18 protein-coding genes are annotated in these 25,473 nt (G+C 59.4%); all 18 read right to left on the bottom strand.

Annotated features, from left to right (window positions below):
* Window positions 1–8: 8 nt before the first annotated feature.
* The gene (locus NQ492_RS04565; RefSeq protein WP_015547244.1) at window positions 9–1,289 is read right to left on the bottom strand and encodes a Gfo/Idh/MocA family oxidoreductase; all 1,281 of its coding nucleotides are present in this window, start codon (window positions 1,287–1,289) and stop codon (window positions 9–11) included.
* A gap of 86 nt (window positions 1,290–1,375) precedes the next feature.
* The gene (locus NQ492_RS04560; RefSeq protein WP_259873819.1) at window positions 1,376–2,680 is read right to left on the bottom strand and encodes a 3-keto-disaccharide hydrolase; all 1,305 of its coding nucleotides are present in this window, start codon (window positions 2,678–2,680) and stop codon (window positions 1,376–1,378) included.
* Between the two features lie 110 nt (window positions 2,681–2,790).
* Entirely contained in the window at window positions 2,791–4,410 is a 1,620-nt protein-coding gene (locus tag NQ492_RS04555; protein WP_044054618.1) for a putative Ig domain-containing protein, read from the bottom strand.
* A gap of 169 nt (window positions 4,411–4,579) precedes the next feature.
* Entirely contained in the window at window positions 4,580–5,689 is a 1,110-nt protein-coding gene (locus NQ492_RS04550; RefSeq protein ID WP_083810302.1) for an acyltransferase family protein, read from the bottom strand.
* 67 nt (window positions 5,690–5,756) lie between these two features.
* Window positions 5,757–6,722, bottom strand: coding sequence for a BACON domain-containing protein (locus tag NQ492_RS04545; protein WP_015548091.1), 966 nt, complete (start codon window positions 6,720–6,722; stop codon window positions 5,757–5,759).
* 28 nt (window positions 6,723–6,750) lie between these two features.
* The gene (locus NQ492_RS04540) at window positions 6,751–8,634 is read right to left on the bottom strand and encodes a RagB/SusD family nutrient uptake outer membrane protein (protein ID WP_015548090.1); all 1,884 of its coding nucleotides are present in this window, start codon (window positions 8,632–8,634) and stop codon (window positions 6,751–6,753) included.
* A 16-nt stretch (window positions 8,635–8,650) separates the two neighbouring features.
* Complete coding sequence (locus NQ492_RS04535; protein ID WP_231839948.1) at window positions 8,651–12,007, bottom strand: SusC/RagA family TonB-linked outer membrane protein; 3,357 nt, start codon at window positions 12,005–12,007, stop codon at window positions 8,651–8,653.
* Between the two features lie 38 nt (window positions 12,008–12,045).
* Complete coding sequence (locus tag NQ492_RS04530) at window positions 12,046–13,029, bottom strand: FecR family protein (RefSeq protein WP_015548089.1); 984 nt, start codon at window positions 13,027–13,029, stop codon at window positions 12,046–12,048.
* A gap of 108 nt (window positions 13,030–13,137) precedes the next feature.
* Window positions 13,138–13,728, bottom strand: coding sequence for an RNA polymerase sigma-70 factor (locus NQ492_RS04525; protein WP_015548088.1), 591 nt, complete (start codon window positions 13,726–13,728; stop codon window positions 13,138–13,140).
* Window positions 13,729–13,881: 153 nt separating this feature from the next.
* Window positions 13,882–15,468, bottom strand: coding sequence for a PKD-like family lipoprotein (locus tag NQ492_RS04520; RefSeq protein ID WP_083810265.1), 1,587 nt, complete (start codon window positions 15,466–15,468; stop codon window positions 13,882–13,884).
* A gap of 13 nt (window positions 15,469–15,481) precedes the next feature.
* Entirely contained in the window at window positions 15,482–16,279 is a 798-nt protein-coding gene (locus NQ492_RS04515; RefSeq protein WP_015548087.1) for a DUF4843 domain-containing protein, read from the bottom strand.
* A 25-nt stretch (window positions 16,280–16,304) separates the two neighbouring features.
* Window positions 16,305–17,846, bottom strand: a complete 1,542-nt coding sequence (locus NQ492_RS04510; RefSeq protein ID WP_015548086.1) for a RagB/SusD family nutrient uptake outer membrane protein — start codon at window positions 17,844–17,846, stop codon at window positions 16,305–16,307.
* Between the two features lie 17 nt (window positions 17,847–17,863).
* Entirely contained in the window at window positions 17,864–21,250 is a 3,387-nt protein-coding gene (locus tag NQ492_RS04505; protein ID WP_157359502.1) for a SusC/RagA family TonB-linked outer membrane protein, read from the bottom strand.
* Window positions 21,251–21,312: 62 nt separating this feature from the next.
* The gene (locus NQ492_RS04500) at window positions 21,313–22,494 is read right to left on the bottom strand and encodes a FecR family protein (protein WP_147620899.1); all 1,182 of its coding nucleotides are present in this window, start codon (window positions 22,492–22,494) and stop codon (window positions 21,313–21,315) included.
* 238 nt (window positions 22,495–22,732) lie between these two features.
* The gene (locus NQ492_RS04495) at window positions 22,733–23,251 is read right to left on the bottom strand and encodes a sigma-70 family RNA polymerase sigma factor (protein ID WP_044054900.1); all 519 of its coding nucleotides are present in this window, start codon (window positions 23,249–23,251) and stop codon (window positions 22,733–22,735) included.
* A gap of 131 nt (window positions 23,252–23,382) precedes the next feature.
* Complete coding sequence (hisIE, locus tag NQ492_RS04490; protein ID WP_015548084.1) at window positions 23,383–24,003, bottom strand: bifunctional phosphoribosyl-AMP cyclohydrolase/phosphoribosyl-ATP diphosphatase HisIE; 621 nt, start codon at window positions 24,001–24,003, stop codon at window positions 23,383–23,385.
* A 7-nt stretch (window positions 24,004–24,010) separates the two neighbouring features.
* Window positions 24,011–24,763, bottom strand: coding sequence for an imidazole glycerol phosphate synthase subunit HisF (gene hisF / locus NQ492_RS04485; protein WP_015548083.1), 753 nt, complete (start codon window positions 24,761–24,763; stop codon window positions 24,011–24,013).
* Window positions 24,745–25,473 (bottom strand): 1-(5-phosphoribosyl)-5-[(5-phosphoribosylamino)methylideneamino]imidazole-4-carboxamide isomerase, encoded by a 729-nt coding sequence (gene hisA, locus NQ492_RS04480; RefSeq protein WP_015548082.1) that lies wholly within the window; start codon window positions 25,471–25,473, stop codon window positions 24,745–24,747. Before hisA ends, hisF begins: the two co-directional genes overlap by 19 nt.

Below are 25,473 nucleotides of genomic sequence, written 5' to 3'. Positions count from 1 at the left end.
GGACGTTATCAGATTTTCCACGGCGTGCGCATCGGCTGGTCGATGAGCCGGTTTGCGGCCTCGTCTCCGACGAAGAGCTGCTTGTCGGGATCGAAATGCAGCGTGCGGTTCAGGCGCAGGGCGCATGCCCCGAGGTTCACGAGCGTGGAGCTGCGGTGTCCCTTGAGCTCGTCGAGGGCGAAAGGCTCGCGGTTGCGCACGCATGCCAGGAAATCGGTGTTCTGCGGTTCGGGGTCGGGCATTTCGGCGATCTTCTCCATGACGTCGGGAATCGTGCACTCGAAACCCTGATACACCTTGCCCAGCGGACCTTCGATGTAGGGGACCTTGCCCTTGCTTTCGTAGCCCTCGCCTTCGAGGACGATCTGACAGCCGTCGTCGTAGGTGTATACGATCTTGCGCCAGATGCCCACGGCGTCGGGATGCTGCTGCGGAGCGTCGACCTCGATCTTCACGGGCGAGGTGTCGTCCTTGCCCAACAGGTACTGCACGGGGTCCATGTAGTGCTGTCCCATATCCGTGAGTCCGCCGCCGTCGTAGTCCCAGTAGCCGCGGAACGTGGCGTGCACGCGGTGTTTGTTGTAGGGTTTGTAGGGCGCCGGGCCGAGCCACATGTCGTAGTCCAGCTCTTCCGGGACGGATTGGGGCTTGAGGTTCTCCTGCCCCACCCAGAAGAATTTCCAGGTGAATCCCGTGGCTCCGGAGATGGTCACCTTGAGGGGCCATCCCAGCAGGCCGCTGTCGACGAGTTTCTTGAGCGGTTCGACCGTCGTGCCCAGTCCGTAGAAGGTGTCCTTGAAGCGGAACCAGGTGTTCAGGCGGAAGATGCGTCCGTTCTGCCGGACGGCCTCCACCACGCGCTTGCCCTCGCCGATGGTGCGCGTCATCGGCTTCTCGCACCAGATGTCCTTGCCGGCCTTGGCCGCCTCGACGGCCATGATGCCGTGCCAGTGGGGCGGGGTGGCGATGTGTACGATGTCGACGTTGGGGTCGGTGATCAGATCCCGGTAGTCGTGATAGCTTTCGAGGGTCTTGTCGAACTTCTTGCGGCCCAGCGCGATGGCGCTTTCGAGGTGTTTGCGGTCGACGTCGCAGACCGCCACCAGGCGGCATGCATCGTTGGAGGTGAAATGATAGCTGCTCTTGCCGATGCCGCCCACGCCGATGATGCCCTTCGTGAGCTGGTCGCTCGGGGCGACGAATTTGGTGCCTCCGAGCACGCTGCGCGGCACGATGGTCAGCAGCGCCAGCCCGCCTGCCTTTTTCAGAAAATCTCTGCGGTTACTCATAGTATTTCAGGTTGTGTTTTTTTGGATGCAGTCAATAAAATAGGTAGAGGAAACAGCGGTTCCGTCGGATGGGAACCGCCGTTTGTTTACAGGGTCGTCAGCCGGATGTTGCGCCAGAGGACCTTGATGCCTCCTCCGTCGTGAATCTGCAAGGCGATGCGTCCCTGCGCGGCGCCGATCTTCGCGTCGGTGATGTCCACCATCTCCTCGCCGTTGAGCCACGTCTGCACGCGGTCGCCCTGGACCTTCAGCCGCAGCGTGTTCCAATCCCCCTCCTTGAGAATCGACTCCTTCTCGTCGGGAATCTGCACCAGCCATCCGCGGCCGTAGGACTCGTAGATGCCCGCCGTGTCGTGGTTCTTCGGTGCCACTTCGCACTGCCAGCCGTGGACCTTCACCGGCGGCTCGACGAACGAGCGGAAAAAGACGCCGGAGTTGCCGTTGGCGAGCTGCTTGAACTCCACCGTCAGGTCGAAATCATCGTAGTATTCGCGCGTGGCGAGGTAACCGTATTTTTTGTCGGGACCGCTCTCGCAGACCAGCAGGCCGTCCTTGTCGACATACCATTTCTCGGTTCCGTAGGCTTCCCATCCCGTGAGGTCGCGGCCGTTGAAGAGTTCGACCTCCCGGCCGGCCTTGCGGGGCAGCTCCTTGATTTTCAGGTTGCGGAACGAAGCGGGGTAGCCGTGGTCCTGGAGGCACAGCACGCCGCGGTGCGCCAGTCCGTATTCGGGAGCCGTCTCCCATTTGCCGCTGTTCTTGCGGGCGAACCAGTCGTCGGTCCAGGCTTCGAATTCGAGGATCTTGCGGCCGTTGAGCCAATGCTCCACGTGGCCGTTGTCGCAGACGATGCGCGACGAGTTCCACTCGCCCTGCGGGTTGACCAGCAGCGAATCGGGATTCGGCAGGTGCATGGCGTAGTCCACGCCCAGTTTCTGCCACTCTTCGAGCCGGGTCGGGGCGTTCGTGGCCTCCCAGCCTGCGTTGTCGATCAGCTGGTACTCCGGCCCGGTGACATAGGGAACCTTGAAATAGGGGTTCTCGACCACGTGGTAGAGCATGCCGCTGTTGCCGCCGTAGGAGAGCTTCCAGTCCCAGTCGAGGATGAAGTTCTCATACTGCTTTTTGGTGACGATGTATCCCGACAGGTCGCTGCCGTCGCCCGCGGCCTGGATGCAGCCGTCCACGACGTGCCACGGCTGCGTGAGCGAATCGCCGTTGAAGTCTTTCCATTGGTCGAGCGTCTTGCCGTCGAAGAGCAGTTGCCAGCCGTCGGCGATTTCGGCTTCGGTGAGGGTGTTGTGACGGGGCCCGCACGAGCAGAGGCAGGCCGCGATGATCCCTGATCCGGCCAGCGTGCGGAGCAGATTTCGGAATGAGTTTCGTTTCATGTTTTAAGTAGCTTTTAATGTTTCATCGACTTAATTCGTATTTACGTTCATGGCGCAGAAGATTTTCAACTACGTGTGCAATTGAGAATAATTATGATCTGCGAAGTGACTTACGGTTTTTCAGTTATCTGCGCACGGCTGTTCCCTGGCAAGAACTTCACGAGTACGACGCCGTGGGACGCCACTTCGGTCTCGAAGTGGTCGGAAGTTTTCATCAAGTCCTTCTGTTGCCAAAGGTCGCGTACCGTCTGTTCGCCGCGCAATCCCAACTGGCGGAGCGAAATGCCCATCTTCGCCGGTTGCGAATCCTGGTTGAAGAAGCCGATGGCCATCGAACCATCCTCAAGGTGTTTGGCATAGATTACTTGCTTGTTTTCCTGCCAGACGGGGTAAGCCTGTATGCCCAGCGGGTCTTGGTTGACGTCGTTGACTTCATCGTTGGTGAGCAGGCTCATCGTGAAATCATCCATCTGTGCGATGTCGCAACCGATGAGCATCGGCGAGGCGAGTAGAGACCAGAGGCTGATGTGCGTATACTGTTCGTCGGCTGTCAGTTTCGTGGGATGCAATTTGGGGCCCCAGCCCACCATCCCCACAACCAACATGTCGGAATCGGCCCAATGGCCCGGATGGTTGAAAGCCAGCCAGCGGTCCTGCGAGAACCCGATGCGGCTTATGCTTTCCCATGTATCGCGGATGTCGCCTGTCGTGCGCCAGCAGTTCGCATAACGTTGCCAGACCGGAGCGTCGCCGTAGGGTGCACTGTTCGAGAGGCTGAAGATGATGTCGCGATCGATTTTCCTGAGCATGTCAAACATCTCCCTGACGTGGTAGTAGTTCAACGGATGCCAGTCGTATTTCAGGTAGTCAATTCCCCATTCTGCCCACTGTTTTACATCGGCCTCCACAAAAGAGTAAGGGCCGTGGTGCCAAACTTCACACCGATCCTCCCAGTAGTTACCGCCCGGTTTTTGATAACGATAGTTCTCGTTGTGCAATCCTTTTTCGATCCATTCATTTTCGCCATCGGGACGGTCCGAGTAGCTGCCGATGTGAGCGGCATAGGTACCGATCCACGGAGTCGAGTAAATGCCCACCCGCAAGCCCATGTCGTGAATCTCGCGCGTGAGCGCCGCCATGTCGGGAAATTTTTTGTTGGGCTGAATGGCGTTGTATCGGCCTCCGCGCCGGCCTTGCCAACCGTCGTCAATGTTGATGTAGCTCCAGCCGTGGTCGGCAAGCCCCTTTTCAACCATTGCGCGTGCCGAAGAAAGTATCTGTTCCTGTGTGACGTCGCGTGCCCAGCAGTTCCAACTGTTCCAGCCCATCGGTGGGGTGAGAGCGATTTCGTCACCCACGACGATCCGCAGGTCGCGTTCATAGCGCCCCAGCGCATTTTCGGCGCTCAGGCGGACGGTGTATTCTCCCGTTTTCTTCACGCGGCCGGTGATTCGACCAGTAGCGGGGTTGAGTTTCAGTCCCCGAGGTAGTCCTTCGGCCGAGAAGATCATCGGGCGGATACCCGTCGCTGCGATCGTGAAGAGAAATTCCGAGCCTGGACGCACACCGAAGATACGGGCACCGTTGATGCGTGGTGTTGGAGCTGCTTTCGGGGTCAGGATGTATTTCGACAGGTCAGATGCTCCCTGCACCACATCCTGTTGGGCCGAGATCTCGCCACAGATCGCAGTAAGAATCAAAATCATTAGAAAAGAGATGCGTTTTTTCATGATTTATTTTAATTAAGAACCTTCACTTTTTGGTTCGTTTTGTGATTTTGGATTAGTCGCAATGCGGAAGATAGAATCTCCCAATCCCCTGTGTAATTAGCCTTTATTGAAATCTCGGCAGACGAACGTTGGCTTGTATTGGAAGATACAGCTGGCCATTTTAGATGGGTTAAACTTTCAAGAATGTGCTTTTTCGGTAGAGAAAATAGAGAAACAGCCAACATATGGCGACATAGCCTGCGTTGCTGATCACCCGTGCTATCGCTTCGGGACAATGGGAAGCCGCCCCGCCGAAAAAGAAATTCGCAATGCCGCCGAACCCGACGATTCGTTGCGCCAGATAGATCGTGATGGAATTCAACCCTATTACGCGGAAGAAAAAAGTCCACCGTTTCCAGCCCCGCACGTCGATCAGGTAGTAGAACAATGCAAACAATCCCAAGGAATAGCCCGTTACCACGCAGGTGAACGAACTGCTCCATAGTTTTTTGTTTATGGGTATCCAGCAATTCCAGATGATTCCAATTACCGTGATGGCCACCGCGGCCAGCGCCATGCAAAGTGCAATCTGTTCGCCGCTGAGCGACGACCGTTTCCGGAGCAGAAATTCGCCCGTGAACATGCCAAACAATGCCGAGACGATGGCCGGAAGCGTGCTTAGCAATCCCTCGGGATCGAACGACCCACAGGCGAATGTCCCGGGAAGCCATTGGCGGTCTACCCATCCGGCGATATTCCCGGCTACCGAAAGCGGATCGGTGCCGTCGGGTGCGTCGGGTGCGACGACGAGGTACATCAGCAGCGAATAGCCGATCAGCACGACGGCCGCGAAAACAGCTCGTGTGCGCACTTTGCAATACATGTAAAGCAGGGAGGCGAACATCCACGCCAGTCCGATCCGGCCCAACACGCTCGCCACGCGCAGCGATGCGAAGTCGAAGCGGAATAGTCCATTGTAGATCATTCCCAAAACAATGAGCGTCATTCCCCGGCGGATGACCTTGAACAGAATCCGTCTTTCGCTGATTCCACTGGCGCGTTGTTTGGACAGCGAAAAAGGAAATGATACTCCGGCGATGAAGAGAAATAGCGGGAAGATCGTGTCGTGCTGGGTCAGCCCGTTCCACGATACATGACCCATCTGCCGGGCTATGGCGTCGGTCATGGGATTGGGCCAAAGGGCACATATTGCGGTAATAAGGCCTGCAAAACCCATGATGAAAAGCATGTCAAAACCCCGCAGGGTATCCAATGAAAGCAGTCTTTCGTTCGGTTCCATAAGTTCGGTTATTAAGAGACCGGGCGGAAGGGCTTCGGCCCGGCCCGCCCGCTCTCGTGACAAAAAATCAGTCAATGGAGACGACGCTGATTATCGGCGAGGTTCCCACGGCACCTGCCAGACGGTGGTTGCCTGTGTTGGGATTCTCACCGTTGCAGGCGATGTCGGCAGCGCAGCGCAACCGGCATTGCAACCGGTTGCCTGCAGTGATCTGAGCGCTCAGTGTGAAATCATTGTCGATCTGTGCGTTGTCCGAACCTACTCTCTTGTTGCCCGTGAGGTCTGTGACCAAATCGAGCGTATAGATTACTGATTCTCCGGCTACTTGGGCGGTGCGCTGTGCAGAAATGGGTTTCCAACTTTCGTTGTCAAGGTATTCAAGCGACCAGTAGCGGGCTGCTCCAGCCGCTGAACGGGTGATGAACTTGATGTGCATCACTGTACCGGCAGGCAGCGTCTCCTTGACCGGAATCTGGAAAAGCCAGTAATCGCCCGTCAGAGAACCTGAGAGATAAGGGTGGCCGGTTGTGCCGACAACTTTTTGGATGGTACGCGTATTCGCGGCATCTTGGACATAGCTGATCGTTCCTTCGCCGATTTCAGCCGGAAGGGCGTTGTCGAAGACGAAGGCATTGGTATATTTCCCTGTGGCATAGTAGTCGGCCGTAAAAAGCCATTCGACGGGGAAGCCTTTTACAATGTAGGCTCCCTGCTGGAACACGGCAATCGTGCGGGTTTCATCGCCACAGGTCAGCACAAGCGTTCCCTCGCGCTTTTTTCCGGTATTGGCCGAGCAGTTGATCTTGACTTCCCGCGATCTTTCGGCACCCTCCGGGATCAGCGTGCACCAATCCGGTTTCTCGGAAACCTTCCACACTCCGGGGGCTAAAACGATCAGGTTTTGCGTGCCGCCCTCCTTGGCAAACGACCATTCGTCGGTCGACAGGTCAAATGCGAGGGCCTCCTTGTTGTTGTCGTCGCATCCGGCGGCAAGCGCGGCGAGACAGTAAAGTATCGAAAAGTATTTTTTCATGAGATTTGATTTTTAGCGTGTAAAACGATCAATAGCCGGGATTCTGCACCAGATTCGGATTTTTATTGATTTCGCTCATCGGCACTGCCATCCAATAGCTCTTCGGGGACTCGAAGATACGGACACGTCCGCCCTGATTGGCTTCGATCACCTGGTAGAACTCCTCGGCGGTTTTTCCGTCGCGGTTCCACGAGCGAGGTTGTTTGTTCATCACTTCGGGAGCTTCCTTCCAGCGGCGCAGGTCGTGGAAACGGCGACCTTCGAACAGAAACTCGATTGAGCGCTCCTGATGGAGTACCTTACGCAGTTTTTGACCCGTGGGAATGCCTCCGGCAAGGGCCCACGAAGCTTGGAACGTAGGCAGGCCGCAACGCTTGCGCACCAGGTTGATATATTCGAGACTCTGTGTGCTCAGCGATCCGTTATATTCGAAATCGGCTTCTGCATAGCTCAAGTAGAGTTCGGGCAGACGCAGATAGGGGTAAGCGTAATAGTAGAAACTGAACGAATTGCTCGGAATGCTGTAGGTTGAAGCCTTGGGAATCCATTTCTGGCAAAGATAACCCGTACAACTCTGATATTCATCGGTCTCCTTGAGCGTTGATCCATGCAATTCACCGCCGCGCAGATAGAGCGTGATTTCTTTGCCGTCAATCTCATACGTGCCGCGGTCGTAACCCACTGAGGCATAGAACCGCGGTTCCTTGTAGAGATGCAGGTTGACCGTGCCGGCTTCGGCGTTGTAGGCATAGGGGTCAATATCTTTGGTTTCGGGGTCGTCCTCCCACGGAAGTCCGTTCTTCGTGTAGTACATTTCGACGGCCTCCATAGTCGGAACCGAGGTGGTCTTCCAGCCTAACGACATGTTGTTGGCGATCGGGCGGGGCCCCATCAACTGTTGCAGGGTCTGACAGCCACCACGGTCGCCTTTGGCTTCGATAAATTCGAGTCCGTTCCAATGCTCTTTGGTGAAGGCATCACGGTAGTTGCGGCGACCGCGCTCGTCATTGGGCAGACTCGAATCAGCCGAAGTGTAGAGCATGAAGTTTTGCCGGCCGAGTTCGGAGTTGAATTTCTCGGCTACAGAAATGGCTTCAGCCGCAGCCTCCATCGCCTTTTTCCATTTCTCGGGATCATAAGTCGTGTTCATCAGCGGCGTGCCGTCGTGATTGTCGAATCCGACATAGTCGGAGTTGCCGTTGACCAGCGGAGAGGCGGCATAGAGTAGCAGGCGGGCCTTGTAGCTCAGTGCCGACATCCTGGTCGGAAGTCCTAATTCGGTATCGATGACCGTTTCGGGCAGCAGTTCGGCTGCCTTGTCATAGCATTCGGCTATGTATTTCACACACTCGTCGTAGGGCGAGCGGGGGACAAAGATTTCCGAATCGGGGGCGTCGTTGGGAATGTATCTTTTGACCAGAATGATAGGACCATAATATTCCAGTAACAATTGGTGGTAGTACCCGATCAAATACCATGCTTCGCCGGCATAACGGGCGGCATTCTCCGGACTGATAGCCGGTACCTTGTAGACGTTGTCCAACAAGTAAAAGGCATAGCGGATGCCGCGGTAGATGTCATAGTTTGTACCGCCGCTCGTACTGTAAGGCGCCCATCTGCCGAAATAGGTGACATTAGCATTCTCCTCACCGTAGATGAGACTCTTGCTGGAAAACCAGTAGGTTGTACCCACACCGCCGGTTATCATGTCGTCGCCGGCGAACTGATCGGGCGACCAGTCATATCCAATCAGGTTGGGCATGTAAGTGCGCATGTAGTAGCGGTATTTCTCGGCCTGTTGCGTCGTTTTCCAAATGTCGTCCTGCGTGGCCTTGCCTTCGGGAACGACATCGAGGTATTCGCATGAGGTGAGCAGCAACAGGAATGAAAGCGTGATCAGTATGTTTTTCATGGTCGTGCGGTATTGTTTAGAAGTTGAATTGGAACCCGAGGTTGAACGTCCGTTGGAGCGGATAGCTCAATCCGTTGCCCGAACCTTTTTCGGGGTCCCAGTATTTGAATGGTGAGAAAGTCAGCAGATTGGTTCCTGAAACGTAGACACGCATCATTTTGTAGGAATAGCCGATTTCAGCGGTCTTCAGACGTAGCATCTTGCCGTTGCGCACGTAGAGCGTGTTGGCTTGGCCGTTGTGTTCGTTCCATTGCGAGGAGAGACGCGGATATTTGGCGTCGGGATCAGGGCTCGACTCGCTCCAATGTTCGTCAGCGATCCATTGCATCAGCCCGAATCCCGGCTTGGCCTTAGTCGAGAAAGGATGGGCATCATACATGATAATTGAAACTTTTCCCTGGCCTTGGAAGAACGCCGAACAGTCGAAACCCTTGTATTTGAGCGAGAATCCGAATCCGTATATGATCTCCGGGACTGTCGGGTTGCCATTCCAGCACTTGTCGTTGTCGTCGATGACCTCGTCATTGTTCAAGTCCTTGTATTTAATGTCGCCGGGCTGGAGTGGATAGCGGGTCGCGTAGACGCTCTTGGGTGACGAAGCGATATCTTCCTCATCCCGATAGAGTCCCTCGGCGATCAGACAGTTAATCGAGTTGATCGGGTGGCCTTTCTTGTATTGGTAGCCCCACTTGTATTGGGGTTCGTCCATCGAAACGATCTCGTTGTGGGCGTAGGTGAACGTACCGCGCAGCGAGAGGATCAGATCTTTGGAGAAAGCTTTGTTATAGTCGATCGAGATGTCTACGCCGCGGTTGTCCACCTTACCAATGTTGCCCCAAGGGGTGATGCCCGACATGCCGAACGACGAGGGTAGCGACGAACGCTGCATAAAGATGCCCGAACGCTTCTCCTTAAACCAGTCGAAGATGATGTTCAAACTGTCGAATAGACCGATCTCCACGCCGATGTCAAGTTTGCGGCTCTCCTCCCAGGTGGCGTTTTCGTTGCCGTAGATTGAAAGAATAGGGCCTCGTTTTTGGTCGAAGTTGGTTCCAATCATCACATCGTACCACTGATCCATGGCCACGGTACTTAGGTAGGGAAAGCGGTCCTTGTAGTTCGATGAGATTACGTCGTTGCCAACCAGACCGTATGAAGCGCGCACCTTGAAGAGGTTGACCTTATCTTTGATCCCCTTCCAGAAAGGCTCGTTCGAGATCACCCATCCGCCGGCGATCGAGGGGAAGAATCCAAAGCGTTTGCCCGGAGCGAAATTCTCCGAACCGTTGTAACCGAAATTGGCTTCGATCAGGTAGCGCTTGTCGAATCCGTAGGTAACACGGCCCGCGAGGCCCTGTTGCCGGTAGGGCAACGAGGCATACTCCTCGGCATCGGAAATATTCATGTTGCGCTCTTTTTGATGGTAAACAAACGTTGCGCCCACGTCATGCTTCTTATTGAAAGTGCGTGCATAGTCGAGTTTGACCTGGAACGCCAGTTCCCGGTAGCCATCGCGACCGCGGCTGGTTCCCAGATAGGTTGTGCCGGTATTAGTCGAGGAGCTCGTGTAGCTGTAATTGCCGTCAGCGTCTACGTCGTAGCTAGAGAGTTGATACATGAACGGCGTGAACGAGCGGTTGACAGCCGAATAAACGCGGTTATAGAATGTGGCCATGCCGGTTAGGCTCAACCCTTTGGTGACGAAGTCGAGGTTCTGGCAGACGGTCAGTGCCGAGGTGAAATGGCCACGGAACTTATCGCTGTAACCGCGGCAGAGCTGGGCGTAGGGGTTGATGAAAGTGTTGCCATCCCAAGCGTTCGCGGTGCCGAAACGCACGAACGTGTCAGTCTCCTCGCCGGGTAGCGTGGCCGGAAATTCGCAGGGCAGGGCCGAAAGCGCATAGGTGAAAAGCGAACCAACGCTTTCGATGGGTGCATGATTGTAGTGCAGCTGGGTGTTCATCTTCAGCGATACGCGCGTGGTTTTGGTGGCGTCGGCCGAGACGTTGGCTTGGAAAAGGTATTTCTGCGAATTGATGTTTGTGTCGAACTTCGAGGTGGAGGGGGCGCGCATGATACCGTTCTCATTAAACGCCGAGGCATTGAGGAAATAGTCGATCTTCTTGGCCCCGCCCGTCATGTTGAAGTTGAAGTTCTGGTTGAAGGTGCTGTTTTTGAAAAGCATGTCGTACCAATCTACGTTGGGATAAACGTAGGGATCGAGCCCCAGTTTAGTGCCCATGATTTTTTCGCGGCTATAACGTGGATTCTCGCCGCGCGTGGCACAGGCCTCGTTGTAGGTCTCCATGAAGGTTACACCGTCGGCGATCTTAGGAATGCGTGTCGGGGCCGACACGCCCAACTCAGCCCGCACGTTAACGGTCATCTTCTCCGAATCGCGGCCATTCTTGGTGGTGATGAGCATCACGCCGTTGGCGCCGCGTGATCCGTAAAGGGCTGTTGCCGTGGCGTCCTTGAGCACCGAGAACGATTCGATGGTCTCGGGCGGAATGTTGTTGAGCATCTGGTTGGTGATTTCCACGCCGTCGAGGATCAGCAGCGGCGACTGTCCCGATCCGAAGGTCGAGATTCCGCGGATCCAGAAATTGGCGCCGTCGGCGCCCGGCTCGCCCGATTTCTGCACGGCGATCACGCCGGCGATCTTGCCGCTGAACGAGGTCGAGAGGTTGCTCGACGAGGTTTGCAGGTCGCTCGGCTTGACCGACTGCACGGCGCCCACGAGCGACTCTTTCTTCTGCACGCCGAAGCCGACCACCACCACGTCTTCGAGTTTGTTCGAAGCGTCGGCCAGCGTGATGAGTTTGAAGAGGTGGATGTCCCGGACGGAAATTTTCTTGGTGTCGTAGCCCAGGAACGAAACGGTGACCGTCTTGGCCGAAGCGGGCACGGTCAGTTTGTAGTTGCCGCCGGCGTCGGTGGTCGTGCCGACGTTCGTGCCCTCAACATAGATGTTGGCTCCGACGATGGGCTGGTTGTCGGCCGAGGAGATGACCGTTCCGGCGACGGTCATCTCCCCGTTCGGGGCCGTCGGGGCGGAGACCGGCGAGCGGCGGGAGATGGTGACCAGTTTCCCCCCCCCTTTGACGGTATAGCGCAGCGATTTGTCGAGCACCGTGTCGAGCACGGTCTGAAGCGTCGCGTCCTTGAACGTTGCCGTGACCGGCCTGCTGACGTCGACGTCCTCGTTTTCGAAGAGGATCGAGTAGCCGGTTTGCCGCTCCACCTCTTCCAGCACCGTTTTCAGCGGAACGCTCCGGAAGGCTTTGGTGACGGTTTGCGCGTTGAGGGCGACTGTCAGCAGCAGGCACGGGATCAACGCTGCAATCTTCTTGAATAGGAGATTTACATGCATAAGTTTTAAGATTTAGGTTTGTTTGGAAAGAAGTTTTTTCAGGGTTCGGTTTTTCGGGGGCGGCTGTCGACGCGGTAACCGCAGGTGTCGCGCCTGACGCTGATCGGCAGGATGTCGCACAACCCGCCCATGATTGATTCGATGTCCTGCGCCTCGGTGAGCGATATGCGGAAGGTCTTGTCGTCGAACGCGTCGGTGCAGAGTTCGATCTTCACGTCGTATTCGCGGGCGAGCCGCCGGAGCAGGGCCGGGAGGGAGATCGCGTCGTAGCGGATGATGCCGTCGATCCAGCTGCGGAACTGGTCGGTGTCGACCTGCCTGCGCGACGCCTCCATCGTCCGGCAGTCGTAGGTGATCAGGTCGCCCGGAACCATCGTTTCCGTGCTGCGGGACGATTCGAATTGCAGCGAGCCTTCCATCAGCGCGGCCAATACGTCGGGGGCTTCGTCGTAGGCCGAGATGTTGAACCGGGTGCCCAGCACGGTGAACGTGCAGCCCCGGGCCTGCACCCGGAAGGGGAGGTCGGCGTTGCGGGCCACCTCGAAGTAGGCTTCGCCCGAAAGGCCGATGTCGCGCGACGAGCGGTTGAAATCCGACCGGTAGTTCAGGGTCGATCCGGCGTTGAGCCACACCTGGCTGCCGTCGGGCAGCGATATGCGGCTGTTGGTTCCCTGGGGAGCCTGTACGGAGAACATTTGCACGGGGTCTTCGGTGTGTATGAGGTGCCGGGTGGTGAAGGCCGAGATCAGGATGAGCACGGCTGCTGCCGCCGAGAACCGCAGCCAGCGCCGGCGGGCGCGGATTCGGTTCTCGCGCCGTTCTATTTTTCCGTTGAGCCGGGCGAGCGAACGGAGGACGTCGGCCGACGGCACGTGCCGTTGTTTCCATTCGCGTTCCCATTCGCGCATCAGGGCGGCGTTTTCCGGCGAGGCGGCGAGGAATCCGAAGAGTTCGCACTCTTCTTCGGGGGCGATGGGTCCTTCGAAATAGCGGACGGCGAGTTCTTTCAGGCTTTCGTTCATGGGGTCGGTTGTTGTACGCATACATACATACAACAATCGGGGCGGATTTTACCCCCCCCCGGTTCCGGAAAAATTCGCATATTTTTTGAAATTCGCCTCTGGAAGGCTTCAGGACGGCTGGTTCATCAGCCAGGCGAGGATCAGTATTTGCAGGTAAATGGATTGTTCGCGTTCGAGGGCTTCGGCGAAGATGCGCAGGGCGCGCTGGATGTGCCGCTCGACCGTATGCAGGGAGATGTGGAGCCGTTCGGCTATTTCCCGGTTCTTCAACCCCTGGAACCGGCTGAGCAAAAACACTTCGCGGCAGCGTTCGGGCAGCGAGTCCATGATGCGCTGTATCTGCTGTTCCAACTCCTGATACAGGTAGGGATGCCCGTTTTCGGCGAAGGAGAAATCGTAGTTGTAAAGACGCTCCTCCCCGATTTTCGCCCGGGCCAGGCAGCTGATCGTGTATTTGTCGACGATGCTTTTGTGCTTCAGGTAATTGAGGCATCGGTTGCGGGTCATGGCGAACAGCAGCATGCGGGCCTCTTCGGGGTCGAGGGGGGCTTGCCGGTCCCACAGCGCCATGAAGCAGTCGTGAACCAGGTCCTGCGCCTCGATGGGGTTGTTGACGAAACGCAGCGCATAGGCCGTCAACCGGGGTTGGCAGTCGATGTAGAGCCGTTCGAAATCATACCGTTTGGATTCGCTGTGCATTTGTCGGGTCCGTCCTGATGCTTTTTTTGTTTTGGGCGGTTTCCGCCGCTTTTCGGGGGTGAAACCGAGGCAAATATAATCAAAAAAGTAAAAAATGCCGCAGACGCTCTGAAAACATCTGCGGCATGGAGCGTGTTTCGACGCCGGTGCGGGCTACTTGTAAAGCCCGGCGACGGTGAAGTCGAGTATCTTGCCGAAGCCGTCGAACACCAGCGCGTTCGGCTGGTCGAGCTGTCCGCTGCCGAAGTTGATCTGCGGCACGACGTGTATCTTGTCGTTCCCGTCGTCCTTCGAGGTGACCACCGTCACCGCGCGGCTGCTCCATGCCAGCGAGGCGTTGCTCGGAAGGGTCGACGAGCCGTCGTAGTTCTCCATGGCGTAGTAGCCTTGCAGGTAGAGACGGGCCAGGGTGATGTGCTCGCCCGCAGGGGCCGTGAAGACGGGCGCCGGGTCGAAATTGACGCTGCCCGTCGTGAAGATCACCTTGTAGATGGCGCTGCGGGTGGCGATGTAGAGGATCGGGTCGAATCGCGAGAAGACGAAGCTCACGGCTTCGGCGATGAGGGCGTTGGCCTCCGCCGGGATGTCGTAGATCAGCTTGGCGGCGGGTGCGCCGGCCGAAGCGGAGTAGTTGCCGAAGGTGTAGAGCGCATGGTTGCCGTCAGCTTTCCGCATCAGCAGGGTGTGGGTGGCGTTGTCGATGCTGATGCCGCCCGCGATGCATCGCAGGCCGGGAGCGTTCCCCGGGTCGAAGGGCGACGAACCCACGCTGCCGCAGGCGTAGAACGTCTGGTTGTAGCCGTAGCAGAACTTGCCCTGTTCCCGGTCGTAGAAGATCGTGCTGGGTTTGCGGGTGCTGCCCGGAGCGGAGTGGGCCGAAACGACGCCGTTGTCGACGGTCATGGTTTCGGTTCCGCTGACGGGCGTCGAGATCCGGCCGCGGCTGAGCAGCGTTTCGTAAATGTCGCCGTCGTTGAGGATCATCGTGCACTGGTAGGTGTTGAGCAGGCTCCGGATGTCGAGCTTTCCGGGCAGGTAGACGAACGCATCCTCCTTATGGCCCAGGATTTCGTAATAATCGGTCTCCACGCGCATCAGGTCGTCGTCGGTCGACACCCAGAGGATGTTTTTCTTGTCGGTTTTGTCGTAGGTGTAGAGCATGTGGGTGACCGCCGAGGGGAACGGACTGCCGTTGCGCCGGCTGATCAGCTCCTTTTCGACGGTTCCCTGCTCCGCGCCCGAGTAGGTCTCGGTCAGCTGCGGGTGCATGATCAGTCCCAGGTCCGAGGTGGTTCCGTCCCGGGTGTAGGCCACCACAAGCCCTTCGTTGAATTGGGCCGTCACGATGAGCGTCCACTTGTACTGGTACTTCAGGTCGTGGGCGGTGTCGGTGACCGTCAGCAGGAACAGGTAGCCTTTCGAGGAGATCGGCAGGTCGATCACTTCGTGGAACTCGCGCGTCGTGGCGAGCGAAATCGCCTCCGAGTCGTTGTCGGTCTGACTCACCGTCCATTCGTAGGTAAGCTCCTCGGGATTCTCCCGGCCGTCTTTGGTGATGCGGATGCCCGTGATGTCGAGCCGTGCGTTGTGCACCACCGTCAGCTGCGAGGCGATGGCTTCCGGCACTTCGATCTCCACGGGCGGGATATGGGTGGTCTGCAACGTGCTTTTGTCGTCGTAGCACGACGCGGCGAGCAGGCCCCAGCCTGCCAGCAACAGATATAGGGTGTGTTTTCTCATGGTCGTTCGTCGTTTACTTGGTGCGGATCGTTACCTCCCGGCCCTTCATGGAGCCTGATTCGTGGATGCGTTTTTGCCCGGGGTTGGCGGCCTTCCATTCGTCGTACCAGGCCTGTGCCCTGGCGCGCCAGGCGTCGATGTAGTAGCTGTAATCGGGTCCCCAGTCGGGGAACACCTCCCAGCCGAAGATGTCCAGCAGCAGCTGGTGGCCGGCCTGGCTGTAAGCCTCCGTCGACGAGCTGCCCGAAGAGGCCTCCGATTCGATGAAGGCGTTGTAGGTGGACCACTGCTTGGTCGTCGCGGGTCGCGGCAGCATGTTGTGCCACGAGACGTTGGCTTTCAGGTAGAGGTCCGGTCCCACCCGGAGGTCGGGCGAATCGGTCAGGCAGAGCGTCAGTTCGCGCTGCTGCGTGTCGAGTTCGGCCGATTTGGCGACCTCGATGCGGATGGCGCCGTAGGTCTTCCCGGCCGGAACCTCCGCGCCGAGGATTTCGTACTGCCCGGGCTGCGCCGTGGTTCCCTCTTCGAGGATGCGGACGCCGATTTTCCGGTCGGAGCCGGAGGCCCCGCCGATGAGTTTCACCGGGACCTCGATCACCGCCTCGGCGACCCCTTCGGGCTGCTGCTTGAAGGTCATCGAGGCGTAGAACGTGCTGTCGGAATTCGAGTATCCGGGATATTCGGCCGTTTCGTTGGGCGCAGCCCCCGGGAAGCAGACCCTTCCCTGCGACATGTCGTAGCGTGTCGGGTCGTCCTTTTCGCAGCCGGCCGTCGTCGCCGCGGCCAGCAGTATGCAGATCAGTTTTTTCATGCTTCTCAACAATTAATCGTTCGACTTACTGTACGCGTCCCGACTGTATTTCGAAATCGGGGTAGGGCAGCATGTAGACGGCGTCGTCGATGACCTTGCTGCCGCTCATCACATCGCTCTGGCGGGGCAGTTTCTCGTAGCCCAGCCGCTTGTAGAAATAGAAGACCACGCCTTCGCAGATGAACTCCTTGCGGTACTCCTTTTCGAGCTGGGCCATCAGGCCCGCCTCGTCGAGGTCGGCATCCAGTTCTTCGTAGACCGCGCGGGCCTTGCGCACCTCCTGCAACAGGCTGCGGGCTTCGCCGAGGTCCTTGTCCGGACCGGAGATGCGGCACTCGGCGGCGATGTAGTACATCTCCGGCAGGCGGATCAGCGGCATCAGGTCCTTGTGGCGGTAGTCGGCGCCCGTCGAGGTCTGCTGATAGAGCTTCGAAGGGGTCTTGGTCCCCTCGGGCCAGTAGTCGGTGTTGTGGTAGAGCTGTTTGTAGCGGCAGTCGGAGATGCCGGCGCCCTTGATTTCGAAAAGATCGTCGGCGACCGAGTTCTTGATGCACAGCGTGCGGTACTGGCGGTCCTGTTCCGAATATTCGCGGTTGAGGTTGCTTGCGATCTTCTTGGCCATGTCCGTGACGCCGAGCGCGAAGATATGTTCGCTCGGGAAGCACATCTCGGTCGTGGGGGCCTTGGCGGAGTCGGTGAACGTGCGCAGCGTCAGCCCGCCGGCGATTCCGACCGATGCCGGGTCGTCGATCACTTCGAGGGCGGCCAGCAACGCGGTGTGTTTGTTTTCGTCGCTGCCTTCCCACATGCAGACGCGCGCCAGCAGGGCCTTGACGGCGAAGTAGTTCAGGTGCATGTAGCGGTAATCGTAGAATTTGTCGACGTTGGCTTCGGTATAGATGCTTTCGGGATACCTGGCCCGGATGGGGTCGATCTCCAGCAGGCGGGCGGCCTCCGTGAGGTCGGCGATCATGCGGCGGAGCGTCTCGGCGTAGGTCAGCTGCGGCGCCGCGTCCTTGTCGACGCTCGTCAGGTAGGGGACCGTGTGACGGCTCTCCAGGTCGGTGCGTCCGGCCAGGTCGCTGCACCCGAACAGGCGTATCAGGTCGAAGTGGATGTAGGCCCTCACGGCGAGCAGTTCGCCCTTGATGATGCGGTAGTTGACCGAGTCGAGTTCGTCCTTCCGGCGGTCGATGTGGTCGAGGGCGTCGTTGACGTTGGTGATCACCGAGTAGGATTTCTCCCAGACCTTTTCGATCACTTCGGTGGATTTCGTGGTTTTGTAGTTGTAGCGGTCGAGGTCGTAGTCGTCCGCGGCGGTGTTCTTGCGGGCGTCGTACTGGCGGCCCAGTATTTCGACCATGTGCCACGTCAGGTTTTCGCCGTAGAGGTCGGTTTCGCCCATGGCGAGGTAGCAGCCGATGAGCGTCTGCTGGAAGCCTTCGGCCGAGGAGTAGTGGGCCTCGGCGCGGATTTCCGACGGGGGCGTCACGTCGAGCCAGCTCTCGCACGAGACGGCTGCGAGGGCTGCGGCGGACAGAAGGAGGTATTTGATGCTGTTTTTCATGGCTTCGGTGGTTTGTGTTAGAAGGTTCCGGTCAGCTGGAACGACATGCTCCGTGCGAAGGGATAGGTCGTGCCGCGCTCGATGCGGATCGACGAGAGCGTGGCGATGTTGTTCATGTAAAAGGCCAGCTTGAGCCGCTTGAGGCGGATTTTGCTGATCAGCCGCGGGTTGAATTCGTAATAGAGGCTCAGCGACGAGAACGTCAGCTCGTTGTTGTCCTGCACGAAGCGCGTCGTGGCCCGGGTCTTTTCGTCGTGCTGCTTGCCGTTTTCGTCGGTGTAGGAGCCGAGTTTCTTGAACATGGCGTTCTGGCCCGGGGTCTGCCAGCGGCCGTAGAGCACGCGGCGGTCGACGTTGTAGTGGATGTCGACGTTTTCGACCTTGTTGACCAGCGTGGTGTTGTACCGCTGCCCGCCGCCGAGGAAGGTGCAGGTGGCGCTTAACCCGAAGCCCTTGTATTCGGCCGCGAAGCCGAAGTTGCCGCGGTACTTGGGGTCGCTGATGCCGGCCACGACCTGATCCTGCGCGTCGTACTCGTAGGTCAGCGTGCCGTCCTTCCTGACGTAGATTTCCTGACCCGTCGTGGGGTCGATGCCCAGCGACGGCACGGCCCAGATGGCGTTCATCGGCATTCCGTCCTGATAGATCAGCACGGGCGTCGAGTTGCTCTTGTCCTGCGCCTGGGCCATCATCTTTTCGTTGTAGGCCTTGAGGCTTTCGGAGAGGTTGATGATGATGTTCTTGTTATAGGCGATCGAGCCGAAGAGGTTGAAAAAGCCCTGTTTGCCCTGCCAGAGCGTATAGCTCAATTTGGCCTCGATGCCGCGGTTGCGGACTTTGCCCAGGTTGTCCTTCACGGTGTCGAAACCCGTGGAGGTGGGGATCACCACGTCGGTGAGCATGTTCTCGGTCACCGAGTTGTAGTAGTCGAAGGCGATCGTTGCGCGGTGGACCGTAATGTCGGCGCCCACGTTGTAGTCCATGCGCTGTTCCCATTTGAGGGCGGGGTTGGGCATCTTCGAGAGGTAGGCGCCCGTCTGTCCGTGGTAGGTGGCCCCGGTGTAGTAGAGATAGGTGGCCAGCACTTCGTTGGTGTCGTAGTTCTGGTTGCCCGTCAGTCCGGCCGAGGCGCGGATCTTGAATTGTTTCAAAACGTCCTGATCGCGCAGGAAGGGTTCGTTGTGGAGGTTCCACGCCACGCCGGCGCTCCATGCCGACGACCAGCGGTTGTCGGCGCCGTAGAGCGACGAGGCGCTTTCGCGGAACGTGAGGTCGACGTTGTAGCGGTCGTCGTAGCTGTACGACGCGGTTCCCAGGAAACTGATTTCGCGCGTGATCGACGAGATGCCGACGGGCTTTTTGTCCTGGGCGTACTGCCGGGCGAAGGTGATGTCGGCCGTCTGGCTGTTGGGGAATCCCTCGGCGTAGTGCTGGTAGGCGCTGTACGTGTTTTCGGCGATCCGGCCGCCGGCGTTGACGTAGAGGTAGTGTCTGCCCCAGTTTTTGGCGTAGTTGGCGTAGATTTCGCCCGAAATGTCGCTGCTCTTGCCGTTGTCGAGCTGGTAGGAGCCTTTGCGCAGCTGCATGCTCGTGCTTTCGTAGGCCGAGGTGGCGAATTTCGAATGCTTGGCCGGATAGAATTCGTCGGCGTCGCTGCGCTTTACGGCGATGCCGAGGCGGGCGGTGAGTTTCAGCGCCTCGGTGGCCTGCCATTCGGCGTAGAAGTTGTCCGTCACGCTGGTGTAGGTCTCGCGGTCGAGCGTTCCGAGCGTGGCGTCGTACATCGGGTTGGCCACTTCGTCGTAGGCCCAGCGGGCGATCTGGCCCGTCTGGGGATCGACGGCGCTCCAGTAGGGATTCATCCGGGCGTAGTCCCCGAAATCGCCCCACGGCGAGTTGTCGCTCCTGGTGTTGCTGACGCTCAATATGTTGCGGAACAGGAAGTTTTTCTTGCGGTACGAAACGTTCACGTCGCCCGAGAGCACCGTGCGCTCCGAACCCTTCATCACGCCCGCCACGTTGTTGTACGAGAAGTCGATCATCGCCCGCAGCTTGCGGCTGTCGCCCAGTTCGACCGAGAGGGTGTGTTTGTGGCCGACGCCCGTGCGCAGGGGTTTTGCGAGCCAGTAGGTGTCCAGTCCGCCGAGCACCTGCGCTTTGAGTGCGTTGTAGCGTTTGGTGAGATCCACCTGCGTCTGGGGATTCGCCGAGGTGTAGACGCCCTCGATGCGCTCGGCCTCGAGCTTCTCCCAGGCGTTGCAGAGGTTGTAGCTCGTCAGGTCGGGCATCGACACCTCGATGCTTCCGGTGTAGGTCACCAGCTCCTGATTGCCGGCCAGGCGTTTGGTCTCGATGACGATGACGCCGTTAGCGGCCTTCGAGCCGTAGAGCGCCTTGGCCGCGGCGTCCTTGAGGATGGTGATGCTCTCGATACGGGTCATGTCCATGTCCATCACCTTCTCGGCCGTGGTTTCGAACCCGTCGAGGATGAACAGCGGCTGGTTGGGGCGGTTCTGGTAGTTGCCCTTGATATTGACGCCCGTGGATTCCGAGGGGAAGGTGGTGATACCGCGCAGCTGCATGTCCGGCAGCGTGTTGGGGTCGGAGCCCATCAGCGTGTTGTCCATGATGTAGAGCGATGGCTCGATGTTTTTCAGGCTCTCGAAGACGTTGCGGTTACTCACGCGGGCCAGCTGGCCCGACGTGATGGTCGTGGCCGAACCCGTGTAGCTCTCCTTCTTGCGGGTGAAGATGCCGGTCACCACGACGTTTTCGATCTCCTGTTCGTCCTGCACCAGCCTGACTAGTCTGGTCTGTGCCGAGGAAAGCGTTTGCGAGACGTAGCCGATGTAGGAGAAGATCAGGTTGTCGCGGCCCTCGGGCATGCGGATCGAGAATCCGCCGTCGGACCCCGACACGACTCCCGTGGCGGTCCCCTGGATCAGGATGTTCACACCCACGAGCGGCGCGCCGGCCGTGTCCGTCACACGTCCGCTGACGACCTTGTCCGGGGCTTTCTGCGGGGCGGAGGCGTTCCCCCCCCCGCTTCGAACACGGATCACGATCGTGTCGTCGTCGATCGAGTATTCGAGCCGCGTGCCGCGCAGCGCTTCGTCGAGCACTTCGCGCACCGGGGCGTCGGCCTTGCTGAAGGAGATGCCGCCGATTCCCCGCACGGCGTCGCTATTATAGAGGATGTAATATCCCGTCTGCTGTTTGATCCGTTGGAGAACTTCGGCCAGCGACGCGTTGCGGAACGATACGGAGATGCGTTCCCTGCGCTGCTGGTAGGCTTCGCTCGCCGTCGCCTGCCGCGGCGCGCCCCAGACGGAAATCGCCAGCAGCCACATGCACACGGCAAGCCATGGCCTTCGGTGCGATACTGATAGGTAAAGTTTCCTCATAATAGCTGTGTTTTAAGTGACACGAATGCCGCCCCGTCGGGCGGCTTCCCAACTAACCGGCATCAATCGTCGTCACGGTCGATGCAGAGCACGATCTTCCCCTCCTCGACATCGGCGCGTATCTGATCGGTGCGCGCCAGCAGACGGGCCATTTCGGCAAAGGTTTCGTAGCGTTTCACGACGCCCGTGTAGCGCACCTTGTCGGCGTCGACGCCCCGCGGGACGATCTCCACGCCGTACCAGCGCGAGAGTTTGCGGCATATCGAGGCGATCGTCTCGTCGTTGAAGGTGAACAGTCCCCGGGTCCAGGCGGCGTAATCTTCGGCGGCGACCTGCCGCACGTCGAAGATAGCCCCTTCGCGCCCCACGCGGGCCTGCTGGCCCGGCTGGAGCATTGCGCGGCGGTGTCCGCTCCGCACCTCGACGCTGCCCCTCACGAGCGTGGTCTCGATCGCGCCCTCGTCGGCGTAGGACGAGATGTTGAACGCCGTGCCGTAGACGCTTACGGAAACCGTGTCGGCGTGGACCACGAACCGCCGCGAGGCGTCGTGCGCCACGTCGAAGTAGGCTTCGCCCGTCACGGTCACCTCGCGCGGCCCGTCGCCGAAGCGGACCGGGAAGACGAGGCTCGACTCGGAGTTGAGCCATACCTGCGTGCCGTCCGAGAGGCGGAGCGAGAACTCCTTGCCGCGCGGTACGGTGACGGTGTTCGTCATCGGAATCTCCTGCTCGGCCTCCACCTTGTGGTAGGCCAGCTCCTCGCCGGCGATCTCGAGGCGCGTGCCGTCCTGTTCGACGAGCATCCGCCGCCCGCCCGCTTCGAGCGCGACGTTCTCGCCCGACGAAAGGGTCAGCACGGCGCCCCGCACCCCGGGCGTCAGCTGCTCGATGTAAGCCTGCCGTGCGAGCCGTTCGGCCCGGCGGCCGAGCGTCCACCAGCCGCCGCCGGCCAGCAGCGCCGCCACGGCGGCGACCGCCGCGTATTTCCGGGCCGTGGCAGCCAGCATGCGCATCCGGCGCTTGCGGGCCGCCTTGCGGATGTTGCCCCATACGCGCTGTTCGTCGTAGCCGTATATCCGGCCCAGCAGCGGAAGGTTCTCCGCCGACTCCTCCAGCAGTTCCGCCAACTCCCGGTTCTGCGGCGAGCGGTCGAGCCACTCCCGGAGGATCGCCAGTTCCTCTTCGGTGGCGGTTCCCTCGAGGCGGGCTTTGAGTATTTCTTTGATCTGGTTTTCGAAACTCATGTCGTTTTCCGTGTTTTCAGGTTGGTCGGTGTGGCCGGAAACAACGTTTCCTATGGAATAGACCGAAAAAACGAACGCCGGACATACAATGCCGGCGTTTTTTTGTGAAAAATTTGCAGGTGGGTTACGGATTGTAACACAAAAGCGGAATCGGGATTTCGTCCTTTCGGTGCGGTGGGGCGAAATCGGGTCGGATTAAAATCGGATTCGGGGGGGGCGGACTCCGGCTGTCCGGGACCTAAAAAAGCGTGAGGAAGAACATCGATATTTTGCGCAGGGCTTTGAACGAGCGCGACATGTGGGTCTTCACGGTGTGGAGCGAGAGCGAAAGCAGGCGGGCCGTCTCGACGTAGCTTTTGTGCTCGATGCAGATCATCTTGAAGATGCGGCGTCCCTGTTCGGGCAGCGCCTCGATCCGGCGGTAGATGGCCGCAATCTGCTCGATCATAGCCTGTTCGTCGCCGGGGGCGTTCTCTTCGGCGGCCAGGCGCACCGTCTCCTTCGAGTTGATGTCGTAGAAGCGGTTCTTCATCCGGGCGTGCAGGTGGTCGAGCGCCGCGTTGCGCACGCAGCGGTAGAGATAGCTCTCCTTCTGGCGGATCTGGCTGAAATCGACGTCGAGCAGCGCGATGAAGACCTCCTGCACGATGTCCTCGGCTTCGTGTGCCGAACCGACGATGCGTTCGGCATAGAGCGTCGCCAGCCGGAAATGTTGGCGGAACAGGGCTTCGTATTCGGATGTGATTACGGTTTTCATGCAGTCTTTGACGCTGATGCTGACGGTGTTCGATTGCAAAAATAAGCGCTTCGGGCGAAAAAAGCAAACAATTCGTTACATTCTTTCGCCCGAAGCGGCTTTTCCGGGTGTCGGAACGCTTCCGGGAGGGGTCAGGAGTGCCTGCGCGCCAACTCTTTTTCGAGGTCGGCGATCGAGCATCCGGTGGCTTCGAGCAGCACGAGCAGGTGGTAGACGAGGTCCGAAGCCTCGTAGATCATCGCCTCGCGGTTCTGGGCCACGGCCTCGATGACGGTCTCCACAGCCTCCTCGCCGACCTTCTGCGCGATCTTGTTCACGCCGCGGTTGAAGAGCTTCGAGGTGTAGGAGCCTTCGGGCATCTCGGCGTGACGTCCCCGGATGACGCTTTGCAGGTAGCGGATGAAACCTTCGGTTTCGGGCACGGCCTCTCCGAAGCAGGTTTTCGACCCCGTGTGGCAGGTCGGGCCGTGGGGGATGACGCGGATGAGCAGCGTGTCGCAGTCGCAGTCGGCGGCCACCGACACGATGTCGAGCCAGTTGCCGCTGGTCTCGCCCTTGGTCCAGAGACGCTGGCGCGAGCGGCTGTAAAACGTGACGCGGCCTTCGGCGAGGCTTTTTTCATAGGCTTCGCGGTTCATGTAGCCCAGCATGAGGACCTGGAGGGTGCGGTCGTCCTGAATGACGGCGGGGACGAGTCCGCCGGGGAGTTTTGCGGCGTCGAACGCCGAAAACGGTTTTCCTTCGATTTTCATAGTGGTTTTATAATCTGACGTTTATGTTGCGTTTCTTCAACTCCCGCTTCAATACGGGTATCGGAATCTCGTTGTAATGGAAGATGCTGGCGGCCAACGCCGCGTCGGCACGGCCGAGGGTCAGCACGTCGGCGATGTGGTCCGCCGTGCCCGCGCCGCCCGAGGCGATGATCGGGACGGGCAGTTCCGCCAGCCGCGCGAAGGTGTCGCACGGGTAGCCGTTCTTCGTGCCGTCGTGGTCCATCGAGGTGAAGAGGATTTCGCCCGCGCCGCGGTCGGCGGCCTCGGCGGCCCAGGCGAAGAGTTCGCGCTGGGTGGGGCGTCGGCCTCCGTGGGTCGTGACGACCCAGCGGCCGTCGACGGTCCGGGCGTCGATGGCCGCGACGACGAACTGCGAGCCGTATCTGGCGGCGATGGCGTCGATCAGCGCGGGGTTGGCCACGGCGGCGCTGTTGAGGGTGATCTTGTCGGCTCCGGCGTCGAGCAGCCTGGAGGCGTCGTCGACCGACGAGATGCCGCCTCCGACGGTGAACGGGATGTCGATGCGCGCGGCGATGCGCGCGACCAGCTCCGTGAAGGTGCGGCGTCCCTCCTCCGAGGCGCTGATGTCGAGGTAGACCAGTTCGTCGGCCCCTTCGGCGGCGTATTTCGCACCCAGCTCCACGGGATCGCCGACCTGGCGCAGTCCCACGAAGTTGATGCCCTTGACGGTCTGTCCGTCGCGGATGTCGAGGCAGGGGATTATGCGTTTGGCAAGCATCGCGCGAGGTCTTTGAGGGTGATGCGCCCTTCGTAGAGGGCTTTGCCGACGATGACGCTCCGCAGGCCCTGCCGGTCTAACTCTTCGATGTCCGACATCGAAGAGATGCCGCCGCTGACGGTGATCTCCACCGTCGGGAAGCGGCCTTGCAGGTCGGCGTAGAAGGCTGCCGAGGGGCCGCAGAGCATGCCGTCGCGGGAGATGTCGGTGCAGATAACCTGCGTAAGCCCCTGCGGAATGAATCGCCCGATCAGCTCGGGGGCCGAGAGCGTCGAACTTTCCAGCCAGCCCTCGATGGCCACCGCGCCGTTGCGGACGTCGGCCCCGAGGATCAGCCGCCCGGGGCCGAACTCCGCGAGCCATGCGGCGAAAAGGTCGGGCCGGCGGACGGCGACGCTGCCGCAGATGGCGCGGCGCGCTCCGGCGTCGAAGACGCTGTGCAGGGCCTCGCGGCTCTTGATGCCCCCGCCGTACTGCACTTCGAGCGAGGTCCGCGCGGCGATGCGTTCCAGCACGGCGAGGTTGCGCGGCTCCGAGGCCTTCGCGCCGTCGAGGTCGACCATGTGCAGGCGGCGGATGCCCGCCTCCTCGAAGCGGAACGCCGCTTCGAGCGGGTCGCGGTAGTAGGTCTTCCGGCTGGCGTAGTCGCCCTGCGTGAGGCGCACGCACTGGCCGCCGATGATGTCCGTTGCGGGTATGATTTCGATCAT

It is taken from the genome of Alistipes shahii WAL 8301, assembly GCF_025145845.1.
In the GTDB taxonomy this organism is placed as follows: Bacteria; Bacteroidota; Bacteroidia; order Bacteroidales; family Rikenellaceae; genus Alistipes; species Alistipes shahii.
The sequence above is the reverse complement of the archived record's forward strand: the minus strand, read 5'-3'. Positions and strand labels throughout refer to the sequence as shown.

Coding starts and splice junctions, on each gene's coding strand:
- NQ492_RS04565 (WP_015547244.1), bottom strand. CDS start 1,289: ATGAGTAACCGCAGAGATTTTCTGAAAAAGGCAGGCGGGCTGGCGCTG.
- NQ492_RS04560 (WP_259873819.1), bottom strand. CDS start 2,680: ATGAAACGAAACTCATTCCGAAATCTGCTCCGCACGCTGGCCGGATCA.
- NQ492_RS04555 (WP_044054618.1), bottom strand. CDS start 4,410: ATGAAAAAACGCATCTCTTTTCTAATGATTTTGATTCTTACTGCGATC.
- NQ492_RS04550 (WP_083810302.1), bottom strand. CDS start 5,689: ATGGAACCGAACGAAAGACTGCTTTCATTGGATACCCTGCGGGGTTTT.
- NQ492_RS04545 (WP_015548091.1), bottom strand. CDS start 6,722: ATGAAAAAATACTTTTCGATACTTTACTGTCTCGCCGCGCTTGCCGCC.
- NQ492_RS04540 (WP_015548090.1), bottom strand. CDS start 8,634: ATGAAAAACATACTGATCACGCTTTCATTCCTGTTGCTGCTCACCTCA.
- NQ492_RS04535 (WP_231839948.1), bottom strand. CDS start 12,007: ATGCATGTAAATCTCCTATTCAAGAAGATTGCAGCGTTGATCCCGTGC.
- NQ492_RS04530 (WP_015548089.1), bottom strand. CDS start 13,029: ATGAACGAAAGCCTGAAAGAACTCGCCGTCCGCTATTTCGAAGGACCC.
- NQ492_RS04525 (WP_015548088.1), bottom strand. CDS start 13,728: ATGCACAGCGAATCCAAACGGTATGATTTCGAACGGCTCTACATCGAC.
- NQ492_RS04520 (WP_083810265.1), bottom strand. CDS start 15,468: ATGAGAAAACACACCCTATATCTGTTGCTGGCAGGCTGGGGCCTGCTC.
- NQ492_RS04515 (WP_015548087.1), bottom strand. CDS start 16,279: ATGAAAAAACTGATCTGCATACTGCTGGCCGCGGCGACGACGGCCGGC.
- NQ492_RS04510 (WP_015548086.1), bottom strand. CDS start 17,846: ATGAAAAACAGCATCAAATACCTCCTTCTGTCCGCCGCAGCCCTCGCA.
- NQ492_RS04505 (WP_157359502.1), bottom strand. CDS start 21,250: ATGAGGAAACTTTACCTATCAGTATCGCACCGAAGGCCATGGCTTGCC.
- NQ492_RS04500 (WP_147620899.1), bottom strand. CDS start 22,494: ATGAGTTTCGAAAACCAGATCAAAGAAATACTCAAAGCCCGCCTCGAG.
- NQ492_RS04495 (WP_044054900.1), bottom strand. CDS start 23,251: ATGAAAACCGTAATCACATCCGAATACGAAGCCCTGTTCCGCCAACAT.
- hisIE (WP_015548084.1), bottom strand. CDS start 24,003: ATGAAAATCGAAGGAAAACCGTTTTCGGCGTTCGACGCCGCAAAACTC.
- hisF (WP_015548083.1), bottom strand. CDS start 24,763: ATGCTTGCCAAACGCATAATCCCCTGCCTCGACATCCGCGACGGACAG.
- hisA (WP_015548082.1), bottom strand. CDS start 25,473: ATGATCGAAATCATACCCGCAACGGACATCATCGGCGGCCAGTGCGTG.